Raw genomic sequence first — 15,150 nt, forward strand, 5'->3', positions numbered from 1 at the left:
CAACGAGATAATTTAATTTCATTGTTGGAAACAAAAAAACCACTGTTGTCGTACGCTTGAAGTGTTACTTGTTCATATAATCATGACAAATAAATGTCATTTTTATATTTGTCTGCATCTTGCAGCGGTACATTTCTTAGCGAACAACATGATCAAAACACACCAGGAAACGGCAGGCCGTTCCGGCCGCCACGCAGCTTTTTCGTCCGCCGGGCGCTATCTGGGGATGCTGGCCGCGCTTGTCGGCCGCGCCCGCCTGCCTCATCTTTCCAAGTGTCATGTTGCGCCGCTGGCGCTCGCTTCGCTGCTGCTGGGCGCCGCCGCGCCCGCCGCCGCACAGGTGTTGTGGGAGGATTACCGCGGCATCGAGCGGGTGCCGGCCAATCCGCCCGCGCCCAATTACAACAACGGCTTCAACGCGGGCAGCACGGGCCGGCTCGCCAGTCTGGCGGCGCTGGCCGCCAATCCCGCCGCCAACGCGGCGCGCACGGGGACGTCGGCGCAGCTGGACTGGGCCAATGGCACGACCGCCAATCCCGGACAGTTATGCAACTTCGATACGCAGCAAACGTCGGCCGCCTGCCGGGCCTGGATCATGGGCCGCGTGATGTACACGCTGGTGGTATTTCCCCAGGCGGGCAATTACAAATTCAGCGTCGCGCACGATGACGACGTGAAGGTGGATTTCTCGACCCAATATTCGACCAATTACCGCAATACCGTGTACAACGTGGCCGTGGGCAGCGTGGCCGAATATTCGAATAATGAAACGGATTTCCAGAATTTGGCCGGCAATTTCAATAGCGCCACGCCCGGCGGCTGTTATCTGGCCCGCGTCCTGTGGAATAACGTGGGCGGCATCAATTATCTGCACATGCGCTGGACGCGTCCTGACAATGTGACGGAAATTATTCCCGCTGCGCAATTGCGCGATCCCGGCCTGGCCAGTTCCTATGCCGACTGTACCAATAGCAAGACGGACCTGGCCGTCAGCAAGGTGGGCCCGGCGCAGTTTTCCGTCGGCAAGCCCCTGAGCTACACCATGAAGGTGTGGAACCGCGGCCCGGCCCTCAGCACGGGCGCCACCTTCAGCGACGTGCTGCCGGCCAGCCTGAGCAATGTCAGCTGGACCTGCGCCGCCAGCGGCAGCGCTTCCTGCGGCACGAAAACCTCGGGTGCGGGCAGCAACAACGTGAGCATTACCATGGGCAACCTGCCCGTGAATGGCGCCGTCAGCGACCCTACCGCGGGTGCCTACCTGACGGTGACGATCACGGCCACGCCGGGCGACGCCGCCAGCATCGTGAATACGGCCAATGTGACCGTCTCGCCCAACGAAACGGATAGCGATCTGAGCAACAACAGCAGCAGCACCACGGCCACGGTCAGGACGAATACCTTGACGGTGCTCAAGGTGCTGGCGCCGGTCGGCGACAGCGGCCTGTTCATCATGAATGCCAACGGCACGGCCGGCGTGCAGGGCGGCAACGGCGCCACGGCCAGCGCCGTGGTGCGCGTGGGCAACCTCGTCACGTTTGCGGAAACCGCGGGCACGGCCACCGTGCTGGCCCAGTACCAGAGCAGCTACAGCTGCGTGCGCACGGATACGGCCGCCGTCATTTCCAGCGGCGCGGCCAACGCGGGCAATTTCACCATGCCCGAGGCGCCCGTCACGTGTACCATCAGCAACCGCCGCCTGCAGGCGGACATGCAAGCCGTCACGACGGTGCCGGCCGGTCCCTACAATGCCGGTTCGCCCGTGACGGTGACGGGCGTGTGCACGAACAACGGCCCCGACAGCGCGGCCGCGCCCACCTGCGTGATGAGCGGCTTGCCCGCCGGCGCCACGGCCAGCTGCAGCGCGCCCGTGTCGCCGTTCATTCCCGGCTCGCGCATCAATTGCAGTTCCACCTTCAACCTGCCCGCCAGCGGCAGCCTGACGATCACCACCACGGCCGGCGCGAGCACGCTGGACCCGATCCCCGCGAACAACGTCGACAGCGATACCCTGGGCATCGTCAGCCCGCTCGTGCGCGTGCAAAAAAGCGTCGACAAGACCAGCGCCTTCATCGGCGACACCGTGCAGTGGACTTTGACGGCGAACAACACCGGCACGGGCGCCACCACGGCCATCCTGACCCTGACCGATACCTTGCCGGCCAACCTGGCCAGCATCGTCGTCACGCCCACGGCGCCCGCCACCTGCGCGCCGCTGGCCGGCAATACGCTCAGCTGCACCGTGCCGGCCGGCCTGGCGCCGGGCGCCAGCGCCCAGGTCAGCATCACTGGCGTGCCGACGGCGGCCGGCAATTTCATCAACAGCGTGGCGCCGTCCGGCGGCAATGGCGCCAGCTGCGCCACGGCGGGCGCCTGCCAGACCACCACCGTGGTCAGCAAGGCGCTGGTGGACGTCACCACTACCCTGAACGGCTTTCCCGGCTCGACGAATGCGGGCGATGCCATCAGCGGCACGGTTACCTACCGCAACATGGGACCGGGCGCGGCGGAAAACGTCACATACACGCTGCAATTGCCGCCTGGCTTGACGGGCGTGTCCGTCGGCGGCGTGACGGGTGTGTACAACGCGGGCACGGGTTTCATCGTCCTGTCGGGGCTGCCGCCGAACCTGGCGGCCGGGCAGGGCGTCACCTTCAATCTCAGCTATACGCAGCCCCCCACGAACAGTTCGTTTGTCACCAGCGTGATCGGCACCACCTCCGTCGAAGTGGCCAACGACTTGCCGAATACGGCCACCGTGATGGTGCCGGGGCCGAACGTGCGCGTCACCAAGGTGGCCGACAAGCTGACGGCCAACGTGGGCGAAAACATCACGTGGACGATTACGGCCAGCAATACGGGCAATATCGCCAACCAGGGCGTCGTGAGCCTGGCCGATTTGCTGCCGCCCAACCTGATGGTGACGAACGTGGTGGCGGCACCCGGGGTGACCTGCCCGCCGCTGGCGGCCTGGGTGGCGTCGAGCACCCAGACGTGCACCATCGCCGCCGGCCAGCTGGCGGCCCTGAACGGCAGCCGCAGCGTCAGCGTCACGGCGCATGCGACGGCGGGCGGCAGCCTGGCCAACCGCATCATGCCGGCCGGCCCCGATAATCCATCCTGCGCCACGGCGGAAAATTGCAGTACGGTCACTGCGATCACCAGCCCCAAGGTGGCGGTGACGAAAACCGTCGACCACGCCAGCATCAATATCGGCGCCACCCTGACCTGGAGCGTCACGGCGACCAATAGCGGCGATGGCGCGAGCACCGCGCCCATCACCCTGACCGACACCTTGCCGGCCAACCTGACGGGCGTGAACGTGGCGCTGGTCGGCAGCGCCACGTGCGCCGCGCCGGTGGGCAATACCCTCACGTGCACGGTGCCGGCCGGTCTGGCCGCGAATGGCGGCGTGGCCGGTTTCACCGTCACGGCCCAGCCTGCTGCAGCGGGCACCTACAACAACAGCGTCGTGCCGTCCGGCGCCGACAACCCGGCCTGCGCCACGCCTGCCGCCTGCGCCACCACCAGCACGGTGACCAGCCCCAGCGTGGCCGTGACGAAAGGCGTCGACAGGACCACCGTCAACCTCGGCGACACCATCACGTGGACCCTGAAAGCCATCAACAGCGGCAGCGGCCCCACGAATGGCCCGATCACCCTGACCGACACCTTGCCCGCCAACGTGGGCGCGCTGCAGATACTGCCCGTGGCGCCCGCCAGTTGCGGCGTGCCCGCCGGCAACACGCTGACGTGCACGGTGCCGCCAGGGCTGGCCAGCGGCATGCAGGCAACGGTGACCATCAAGGCTGTGGCGAATGCGGCCGGCACGGTGGCCAACAGCCTCCTGCCGGGCGGCGTCGACAATCCTGCCTGCGCCACGCCGGGCGATTGCCAGACCACCACCACCGTCACCAGACCGAACGTGGCCGTGAAGAAAACCGTCGACAAGGCCAGCGTCAACGTGGGCGACACGCTCACGTGGACCTTGACGGTGAGCAATAGCGGCACGGGCGCCAGCACGGGTGCCGTCACCTTGGCCGACACCTTGCCGGCCGGCCTGGCGAACGTCGTCGTCAGCCCGCAGGCGCCTGCCAGCTGCGCGCCCGTGGCGGGCCAGAACCTCGCATGCAGCGTGCCGGCCGGCCTGGCCCCAGGCGCCTCGGCGAAAATCGTCGTCAGCGCCACGGTCACCGTGGCTGGCGCCGCCGTCAACAGCGTGCTGCCATCGGGTCCCGACACTCCCGCCTGCGTACTGCCCGGCGATTGCGGCACCACCACCACGGTGGTCAAGCTGCTGGTCGACGTCACCACCACCCTGAACAATTTCCCGCCGAATACCCTGGCGGGCGACATGATTTCCGGCACCGTTACCTACGCCAACGTGGGACCGGGCCCGGCCGAAGGCGTCACGTACACCCTGCAACTGACGCCCGGCTTGAGCAATGTCACCCTGACGGGCGCCGTGGGCAGCTACAATTCCGCCACGGGCGTCGTCACCCTCAGCGGCTTGCCCGTGGGCCTGGCGAATGGCCAGAGCACCAGTTTCAACGTCAGCTACACGCAGCCGGCCGACAACCTGTCGATGGTGACGTCGAGCATCGCCACCACCTCGGTGGAAGTGGCGAACCACTTGCCGAACACGGCCACGGCAACCGTGCCCGGCCCCATCATCCGCGTGACGAAACTGGCCGACAAGACGACGGCCAACGTGGGCGAGACGATCACCTGGACCATCACGGCCACGAATACGGGCAGCCTGGCCAACCTGGGCGTGCTGACCCTGACCGACATCCTGCCCGCCAACGTGGCGGTGCTGTCCGTCACGCCGGGCGCGGGCGTCAGCTGCCCGCCGCTGGCCAGCTGGCTGGCCAACAGCGCGCAAGCGTGTACCGTCGCGCCAGGCCAGCTGGCCGCCGTGAATGGCAGCCGCAGCATCATCATCACGGCCAGGGGCACGGCTGGAGGCAGCCTGGGCAATAAAGTGCTGCCGAGCGGGCCAGACAATCCCGCCTGCGCCCAGGCCGCTTCGTGCCAGACGACGACCACCATCCTCAGCCCGCAGGTGGCTGTGCGTAAAACCGTCGACAAGAGCAATATCAACGTGGGCGAGGCGCTGACGTGGACGATAGCCGTGGCCAATACGGGCACGGGTGCGACCATGGGCATCATCACCCTGACGGACACCTTGCCGGCCAACCTGACCCTGTGGCAAGTGTTGCCCGCGTCGCCCGCCACGTGCGCGGTGCCGAACGGCAACCAGCTCGTGTGTTCCATTCCCGCCGGCATGGCGGCGGGCGCCACGCTCAATATCGTCGTCAAGGGCGTGGCCAATGCGGCCGGCGCCTATGTCAATACGGTCGTGCCGAGCGGTCTTGATAATCCCGTCTGCCCGCAGCCCGGCGATTGCAGCACCACCAGCACGGCCGTGAAACTGCTGGTCGACGTGACCACCACCCTGAACGGCTTTCCCGGCAGCACGCATGCGGGCGACACGATTGCGGGCACCGTCAATTTCAGCAATATCGGCCCCGGCCCGGCCGAAGGCGTGACGTACAGCCTGCAACTGGCGCCCGGCCTGGTCGGCGTCAACCTCGGCGGCGTGACGGGCAGCTACAACGGCGGCTCCGGCCTGGTGACCTTCAGCGGCGTGCCCGCCACCCTGGCGGCGGGGCAGGGCTTCAGCTTCCAGCTCAGCTACATCCAGCCTGCCAGCAACCTGTCGACCGTGGTCAGCCGCATCGCCACGACATCGACGGAAGTGCCGAACGACCAGCCCAACGTGGCCACCGTCACCATGCCCGGTTCCATCATTCGCGTCAGCAAGACGGCCAACAAGGCCGTGGCGAATGTCGGCGAGGAAATTATCTGGACGATTACGGCCAGCAACACGGGCAGCCTGGCCAACCAGGGCGCCGTGATCCTGACGGACTTGCTGCCAGCCAATATCGTCGTGACGAATGTGGCGCCCGACAGCGGCGTCACCTGTCCGCCGCTGGCCAGCTGGGTGCCCAACAGCAGCCAGAGCTGCAGCGTGGCCATCGGCCAGCTGGCGGCCGGCAACGGCCAGCGCCAGATCGTGCTGACCGGCAAGGCCAGCGCGGGCGGCAACCTGGCCAACCAGGTCATGCCGAGCGGTCCGGACAATCCAGCCTGTTTCCAGGCCAACAGCTGCCAGACGCAGACCACCATCACCAGCCCCAGCCTGGCGCTGAGCAAGAGCGTCGACAAGCTGGCCCTGAATATCGGCGACAGCCTGACATGGACGGTCACCCTGGCCAATAGCGGCACGGGGGCCAGCACGGCCGTCGTCACCCTCACCGACACCTTGCCGGCCGGCCTGGCGAATATCGTCGTCACGCCCGCCGCGCCCGTCACCTGCGCGCCGCTGGCCGGCAATGTGCTCACGTGCAGCGTGCCGGCCGGCCTGGCCGCCGGCGCCAATGCCACGCTGCAAGTGACGGCGCGTGCCGCCGCCGCTGGCAGCCTGGTGAATGGCGTCAGCGCCAGCGGGACGGATAACCCCGTCTGCCTGCAGGCGGGCGATTGCAGCACCACCAGCACCGTCAGTTCGCCGCTGCTGCACGCCAGCAAGACGGTCGACAAGACGGCGGCCAACGTGGGCGATACCCTGACGTGGACCTTGACTTTGCGCAATACCGGCACGGGACCGAGCACGGCCATCGCCACCCTGACCGATACTCTGCCTGCTGGCTTGGCGAACGTGCTGGTGACGCCGGTGGCGCCCGTCACCTGCGCCGCGCCGGCGGGCAATGTCGTCAACTGCAGCGTGCCGGCCGGCCTGGCCGCCGGCAGCGCCGCCACCGTCAAGCTGAGCGCCACGGCGACCCTGTCGGGCAGCCTCGTCAATGCGCTGCTGCCGGGCGGGCCGGACAATCCCGTCTGTGCCGTGCCCGGCGATTGCCAGACCACCACGGTGGTATCGAAACTGCTGGTCGACGTGACCACCACCCTGAACGGTTTTCCCGCCAGCAGCAATGCGGGCGATGCCATCCGCGGCGTGGTGACGTTTGCCAACGTCGGGCCGGGCGTGGCGGAAACGGTGACTTACAGCCTGCAACTGGAAGCGGGTCTGGGCGGCGTCTCCGTCAGCCCCGTCAGCGGCGCGCCCGGCATCAGCGGCGTCTACAACAGCGCCACGGGCTTGTACGTGCTGAGCGGCTTGCCGGCCACCTTGATCGCCGGGCAGAGTGCCAGTTTCAATTTGTTCTACACCCAGCCGGCCAGCAACAGCTCGCGCATCACCAGCGTGGTGGGAACCAGCTCCACGGAAATCGTCAACGACTTGCCGAATACGGCGACGACGAACTTGCCCGGCCCCGTGATTCGCGCCAGCAAGACGGTCGACAAGGTGAACGCGGCCGTCGGCGATATCCTGACCTGGAGCATCACGGCCACGAACACGGGCAACTTGCCGAATCAAAACGCCGTCGTCATCGCCGACGTGCTGCCCACCAATATCGTCGTGCTCGGCGTGACGCCCGATGGGGGCGTGAGCTGTCCGCCGGCCGCCAGCTGGACGGCAGGCAGCGTGCAGTCATGCACGATTGCGGCAGGTCAATTGGCCGCTGGCAATGGCAGCCGCAAGGTCGTCATCACGGGCCGCGGCACTGCGGGCGGCAGCCTGTCGAACCGCGTCGTGCCCAGCGGCGGCGACAATCCCGCCTGCGACACGGCCAGCGCTTGCCAGGCCACGACGACCCTCGTCGCGCCGCAAGTGACGGTGCGCAAGAGCGTCGACAAGAGCAGTGTCAGCGTGGGCGACTTGCTGACCTGGACCATTACCGCCAGCAATGGCGGCACGGGCGCAACCAAGTCCGCCATCGTGCTGACCGACAACCTGCCAGTGGGCGTCAGCGGCGTGCAAGTGCTGTCCACGCAACTGGCCACCTGCGCGCCCGTGGCGGGCAATATCGTCACGTGCAGCGTGACGGCCGGCCTGGCGCCGGGCGGACAGGCGCAAGTGGTGCTGCGCGCCACGGCCAGCGCGGCCGGCGTGTTGCAGAACACGGTCTTGCCTAGCGGCCCGGACAATCCTGTCTGTGCACAGGCGGCGGACTGCACCACCACCACCACGGCCATCAAGCTGCTGGTCGACGTGACCACCACCCTGAACGGTTTCCCCGGCACCACCAGCGCCGGCGACCAGATCAACGGCATCGTCAGCTACAGCAATGTGGGTCCCGGCACGGCCGAGAACGTGACGTACAGCCTGAAACTGGCGCAAGGCCTGATGGGCGTGACCCTGAACGGCGCGGCCGGCAGTTATGACGCCGTCAGCGGCATGCTGACGGTGACGGGCTTGCCCGCCAGCCTGGCGGCCAACGAACTGCACAGTTTTGGCCTGTCGTATATCCAGCCAGCCAGCAATGTGTCGACCATCGTCAGCATCATCGCCACCAGCTCGACGGAAGTGCAGTACGACTTGCCGAACACGGCCACGGTGACCATGCCTGGTCCCGTGATTCGCGTCAGCAAGACGGCCAACGTCGGCAATGCCAACGTGGGCGACAGCATCATCTGGACCATTACCGCCATCAACAGCGGCGGCGTGGCCAACCTGGGCGTGGTGACCCTGGCGGACATCCTGCCGCCGAACCTGACGGTGCTGGCGGTCAACGCCGATGCGGGCGTGACGTGCCCGCCGCTGGCGAACTGGGTGGCGAACAGCGTGCAAAGCTGCAGCATTGCTGCTGGTCAATTGGCTATCGGCAATGGCACGCGCAGCGTGCGCGTGACGGCCACGGGCACGCTGGAAGGCGTGCTGTCGAACCGCGTCATGCCGAGCGGACCCGACAATCCAGCCTGCGCGCAGGCGAACAGCTGCGAATCGAGCGTCGTGCTGACGGGACCCAAGGTGGCGGTGCGGAAAAGCGTCAACCGTGCCAGCGCCAATGTGGGCGACACCGTCGTGTGGACCATCACGGCCAGCAATACGGGCACCGGCCCCACGCGCGCCGTCATGACCCTGGTCGACACCTTGCCGGCCGGCCTGGCGAACGTGGTGCTCACGCCCGTGCGCGCCACTTGCGCGCCCGTGGCCGGCAATGTGCTCACGTGCAGCGTGCCTGCCGGCCTGATCGGCAATGGCGGCGAAGCCAGCGTGGAAGTGTCGGCGACCGTCACCCAGGCGGGCGCGGCGCTCAACCGCGTCGTGCCGTCCGGGCCCGATGCGCCGCTGTGCCTGTCTCCGGCCGATTGCCAGACCACCACCAACGTCACCAGCCCCAGCGTGATGGTGAAAAAAGTGGCGGACAAGGCCAATGCCAGCATCGGCGACACCGTCAGCTGGACCATCACGGCCACCAACAGCGGCAGCGGCGCCACCACGGCGGCCATCACCTTGACGGACGACCTGGCCGCCAGCCTGGCGGATATCGTCGTCACGCCTGCCGCACCGACCACGTGCGCGCCGCTGGCGGCGAATAAACTCGTCTGCACGGTGCCGGCCGGCCTGGCGCCGAATGCCGTGGCCGCCGTCACGGTGAGTGCGAAAGTGGCGGCCAGCGGCACCCTGAGCAACACCATCGTGCCCACCGGTTCCGACTTGCCGCGTTGCGCGCAGGCATCCGATTGCACGGCCGTCACGGAAGTGGCGAATCCCGCCATCGGCGCGGCGCTGGGCGTGGGCAAGGTGACCCAGCTGTCGGCCAAGGTCTTCAACGTGCCGTACACGGTGGTGATCCGCAACGTGGGCAAGGGCGCGGCGCAAAATGTACAGGCGCTCGACAGCCTGCGTGCCGCCTTCCCTGAACCGGTCGCGTGCCGCATCATCGCGCCACCTGCCGCGCCCGCCATTGGCGGCAGCCGGCAGCTGGCCGTCAATCCGGGCTTTACGGGCGGTTGCGGCGGCAGCGACTTGCGTTTGCTCAATGGTGATGCTGCCTTGGGCGAGGGCGAGTTGAGCGTCATTACTTTCACCGTGGAAATCACGGTGCAGGAGACGACCTTGCCGCAGTACAACAACAGCGTGTTTGCCAGCGCGCTGGGCGGCAATGTCGCCAACGGAGGCGGCGCCATCAGTGTGCCGCCCGCCCCGGCGGCAGGCGTGATCGCCGCCAACCCCACGTATACGCCGCCCGTGGGCAGCCTCGTGTTCGATGCGTCCAACAATGGCGGCAGCCATGCGGGCGCCGTGGCCACGGCGGCGGAGGTGGCCGCGCTGGCGGACAAGGTCGATCCTAACCGCAACGGCAATGCCTCGGATACCGTGGGCGGCGTCGCCTTCACGGGCGAAGACACGCCCACGCCCGTAGTGTTGCTGCGGCAAGTGGTCGATGTCATCAAGGCCGTGTCGGCGCAGCAGCAGGTCGATGCCAGCAAGTTCGAGATCAGCTACACGGTGCAGGCGGCCAACCGCTATCCTGCCGGCTATCCGACCTCGACCATGGTGCAGGTGGCGGAAAACCTGAAGGCCGTCTTCCCCACGGCCACGAACGTCACCTTCAAGCCGGGCAGCCTGGCCGTCACGGCGCGGCCCGCCGGCGCCACGGCTTGCGTGGCGAATGCCGACTTCAACGGCGTCACCGTGTTTGGCTTGCTGAGCGGCCAGGGCGACTTGCAGCCGCAGGAAAGCTGCAACATCGTCTTCACGGTACTGGTCGACTTCGGCAGCGTGGCGGCGATTCCCACCGTGCCGCAATTGAACCAGGTATATGCGAGCACCATGCTGGGCACGGATGGGAGCGGGCGCAACATCGGCCACAGCTACAGCGGCGCCGGCGGGATCAGCACGCCGGTGGCGCCGGCCAGCGTGCTGGCCCTGGCCAGTTCGGCCGACACCTTGCTGCTGCCGGCCACGCCAGGCGCCACGCCGCCCAGCTTTACGCCCGTCGTGTTCAACACGAAGGACAAACCGATGTTGTTGATCAGCAAGAGTGTCAACAAGACGCAGGCCGAGATCGGCGACAGCCTGCAATACACGATCGAGGTGAAGAACACGGGCCTGGCGACGGCGTTCGGCGTCAGCGTGCTCGATAAACTGCCGGCCGGCTTCCGCTACATCGACGGCACGACCACGCGCAACAATGTGCTGCAGCCCGATCCTTCCGGCAAGCCCGGTCCCCAGCTGAACTTCAAGCTGGAATCGCTGGCCCCGAACGCCAGCGCCAGCTTCCGCTACCGCCTGCGCGTGGGCGTCGGTTCGCTGCAGGGCGACGGCATCAACCGGGCCCAGGCAACGACCACCAACGGCCCGCCCTCGAACGAGGCGCGCGCGAAAGTGAAGGTGATGGGCGGCGTGTTCACGACGGATGCCTGTATCGCCGGCAAGGTGTTTGTCGACTGCAACAACAACCACGTGCAGGACGGCGAGGAACTGGGCATCCCGGGCGTGCGGCTGTATATGGAGGATGGCACGAACTTCACCACGGACGTGGAAGGCAAGTACAGCTATTGCGGCATCACGCCGAACAGCCATGCGATCAAGGTCGATGGCGCAACCTTGCCGCGCGCCAGCCGCATGATGGAAGCGTCGAACCGCAACCTGGGCGATCCGCACAGCCTGTTCCTCGATACCAAGAACGGCGAGCTGCTGCGCGCCGACTTCATCGAAGGTTCGTGCTCGAATCCCGTGCTCGAGCAAGTCAAGGCGCGCCGCGCGCAGGGCGAGGTGCGCAGCGTGGAAAGGGAGGGCGGCAAGGGAGGGGGCTTGAGTTTCAGCAGCCAGCCGGCCGCCGCGCCGGCCCAGGCAACGGACAGCGCCAACCAGCCTGTCGTCGCACCGCGCGTACCTGCCGCCGCGCCAGCCGCAGGAGGCAGCCATGCGAAATAAGCCCCTGTCACCTTACTTGCCGCTTGCCAATGCTGCTAAAGAGAAACAAGCCATGAAGAGAACTCTGCCCGCGCCCCGGCGCATGGCCGCCGCGCTGGCCCTGCTGGCCTTGCCGGCGGCCAGCCTGGCGCAATTGCCCTTGCCGGACCATGCGGCAGGCTCCGCTGTGGCGGCGCCATCCTTCCTTGCCGGCAAGGTGGGCGCCACCGATTACGCCATCAACCGGGGCGTGGCGCGCATCGCCGTCGAGACGGACGGGAACGGCGTGCCGGCCGATGGCCAGAGTCCCGTCAAGGTGACGGTGAGCCTGTTTGACGAGCAGGGCCAACCCCTGACGGGCAAGGCCTTGCTGACCATCGAGGCCAGCGGCGGGCGCATCCTGCTGCCCGGCGCCCGCACCGATGAACTGGGTCCGGAACGGCGCGACGCCGACAAGGTCACGCCCGGCACGCAGCTGGCGGTGGAAAACGGCGTGGCGACGTTCAGCCTGCTGGCTCCCGCCACGCCGCAGGACGTGTTGCTGCGCGTCTCGGCCGGGGCCGTGGCGGCACAGGGCACGATCAGTTTCTTGCCGGAATTGCGCGACATGCTGGCCGTGGGCTTGATCGACGGCATCATCAGCAAGCGCAGCCTGTCGAGCAGCGACATTGCGCCGTCGCGCTTCAATGACGGTTTCGAGCGCGACATCCAGCGCTGGAGCCGGGCGTTCAACAATGGCAAGGCCAACGTGGCGGGCCGGGCGGCGATGTTTTTGAAAGGAACCATCCGTGGCGACGCCTTGCTGACGGCCGCCTACGATTCGGACAAGGACACGCGCGCGCGCCTCTTGCGCGATGTCAATCCGGAAGAGTTTTATCCCGTGTACGGTGACAGTTCCGTGCGCAATTTCGACGCCCGCTCCAGCGACCGTTTATATGTGCGCATCGACCGGCAAAAAAGCTATGTGCTGTACGGCGACTTTGCCACGGGAGACGGCTTCAGCCAGATGACGGGCGGCGGCGCCGTGGCGAACTTGCAGCAGAGAAAACTGGGCCAGTACAACCGCACGGCCACGGGCGGGCGCGGCCATTACGAACAGGATGGCATCGTCGCGAATGCGTTTGCCATCAACGATAGCCTGAAGCAGGTGGTCGAGGAATACCGGGCGAACGGCACGTCGGGGCCGTTCGCCGTGCGCAACAACAACGCCATCGAAAACTCGGAAAAGATCGAGATCGTCGTGCGCGACAAGAACCAGAACGGCAATATCGTGCAGGCGACGCAGTTGCGCCGCTTCGAGGATTACAGCTTCGAGCCGTTCAGCGGGCGCATCCTGTTCAAGCAGGCGATTTCCGCGCTGACGCCGAATGGCGACCCGCAATCGATACGCATCAGCTATGAGGTGGATCAGGGCGGCGAGAAATTCTGGACCGTGGGCGTGGATGGGCAAGTGCAGCTGGGCAAGATGGTCTCGCTCGGCGGCTCGGCCGTGGAAGACAGGAATCCCTTGTCGCCGTACAAATTGCATAGTGTCAATGCGGGTGTAAGCCTCGGCGAGCACAGCCTGCTGGTGGTCGAGGTGGCGCGCACCACGTCCACCAGCTACAGCGCGGGCGGCAGCATCTACACGACGCCGTCGGGCCAGGCGGGCGAGTTGCGCGATGAAGTCAGCGGCAACGCGGCGCGGGTCGAGTTGCAGTACAAGGATGAGAAGCTGGAAGCGAAAGCCTTCTGGAGCCGTTCCGACCAGGATTTCAATAACACGGCGGCCGGCATCACGGGCGGGCGGGGCGAGGCGGGGCTGAAAGCGGGCTACAAGCTCAGTCCCGCCGTCACCGTGTATGGCGAGGCCATCCGCAGCGACGAGCGCAGCACGGATGCGCGCCGCGATGCGCAGCGCCTGGGCGTGGCGTGGAATGCCAGCGAGCGCTGGCTGCTCGACGTGTCCGTGCAGCACATGAAGGAGAGCGGCGGCATGCCGTCGACGGCCGGCATCGCGCCGAACACGTCGCCGCTGGGCACGGGCTTGAATCCCACGGGCGGCTTCTTCGGCAACGGCACGGCGAACACGGCCATCGACCCCGTCACGGGCGGCAGCATCACCACGTTTGCGCCGATCAATCCCGGCGTGGGCGCGGGCGCGACGGTGCCGCTGGACGCCACCACCGTGCGCCTGGGCGCGCAATACAAGGCCACGGACCGCTGGACCCTGAATGGCGACGTGGAAAAAAGCATCGCCGACGCGGACCAGCACCGCTACGGCCTGGGCGCGCAATACCAGCTGGCCGAACGCAGCCGGCTGTATGCGCGCTATGAAAACCAGACGGGGCTGGCGTCCGCGTATTCGCTCAATCCGGCCGACCGCAGCACCAGCTTTGTCGCCGGCGCCGATACGGGCTACATGCCGGGCGGCACCGTGTTCGGCGAGTACCGCATGCGCGACGCCATGGATTACAGCCTCAGCAACCAGCGCGACTTGCAGCTGGCGTCCGGCTTGCGCAACACGTGGAACCTGGGCGAAGGGCTGGCGGCGAACACGAATGTGGAATACCTGAAAGTCATGAACGGCCAGCAACAGCAAGCCGTGGCTGTGGCGGCAGGCTTCGACTATGCCGTCAATCCCCTGTGGCGCGGTTCCGTCAAGCTCGAGTACCGGCGCCTGTTCGACAGCGACATCGCGCCGGGCAACCAGCGCCAGGATCAATGGCTCAATACCATCGCCTGGGCGCGCAAGCTGAGCCGCGACTGGACTTTGCTTGCACGCAACTACCTGCTGTACACGCGCAACAACGACGACGCCAGCGGCGCGCCCGTGGGCAATGTGCTGCAGGACCGGGCGCAACTGGGCTTTGCGTGGCGTCCCGTCGACGACAACCGTTTCAACGGCCTGGCCCGCTATGAGTACAAGACGGTGCGCGACCAGTCGCAGATCGATGGCGACAATTACCGCGCGCATATCGTTTCCACGCACCTCGATTACCACCCCAGCCGTCCGTGGTGGTTCACGGGCAGGGTTGCCGCCAAGCACAATAACGACAGGAACCTGCCCGCCGGGCAAGAGAAATACACGGCGTGGCTGTTTTCCGGGCGCACCGTGTACGACATCAGCAAGAACTGGGACATCGGCGTGCTGGCGGCCGTGATGGGCAGCCCGCAAGGGGGCAGCCGCCAGTGGGCCAACGGCGTCGAAGTGGGCTATCTGCTGGCGCAAAACCTGTGGCTGTCGGCCGGCCACAACTGGTCGGGCTTTTCCGACCGCGACCTGACGGGCGCCGACTACACGGCCCGCGGCCCCTATTTGCGCCTGCGCTTCAAGTTCGATGAAAACTTGTTCAAAGGCAAAGACGCCACCATCAACCGTACCCTGGCCCGGCCATGAA

2 protein-coding genes are annotated in these 15,150 nt (G+C 66.7%); both read left to right on the plus strand.

The genetic code is table 11. From position 1 onward, the window contains the following. Positions 1-148: 148 nt before the first annotated feature. Positions 149-11,791, plus strand: coding sequence for a hypothetical protein (locus tag OX460_RS00905; RefSeq protein ID WP_289897312.1), 11,643 nt, complete (start codon positions 149-151; stop codon positions 11,789-11,791). A 52-nt stretch (positions 11,792-11,843) separates the two neighbouring features. Continuing rightward, complete coding sequence (locus OX460_RS00910) at positions 11,844-15,149, plus strand: hypothetical protein (RefSeq protein WP_289897313.1); 3,306 nt, start codon at positions 11,844-11,846, stop codon at positions 15,147-15,149. Position 15,150: the final 1 nt, after the last annotated feature.

It is taken from the genome of Janthinobacterium sp. SUN033, from assembly GCF_030397595.1.
GTDB classification, from domain to species: Bacteria; Pseudomonadota; Gammaproteobacteria; order Burkholderiales; family Burkholderiaceae_D; genus Janthinobacterium; species Janthinobacterium kumbetense.

Excerpts from the sequence above, each read along its gene's own strand:
- OX460_RS00905 (WP_289897312.1), top strand. The coding sequence starts at position 149 with ATGATCAAAACACACCAGGAAACGGCAGGCCGTTCCGGCCGCCACGCA.
- OX460_RS00910 (WP_289897313.1), top strand. The coding sequence starts at position 11,844 with ATGAAGAGAACTCTGCCCGCGCCCCGGCGCATGGCCGCCGCGCTGGCC.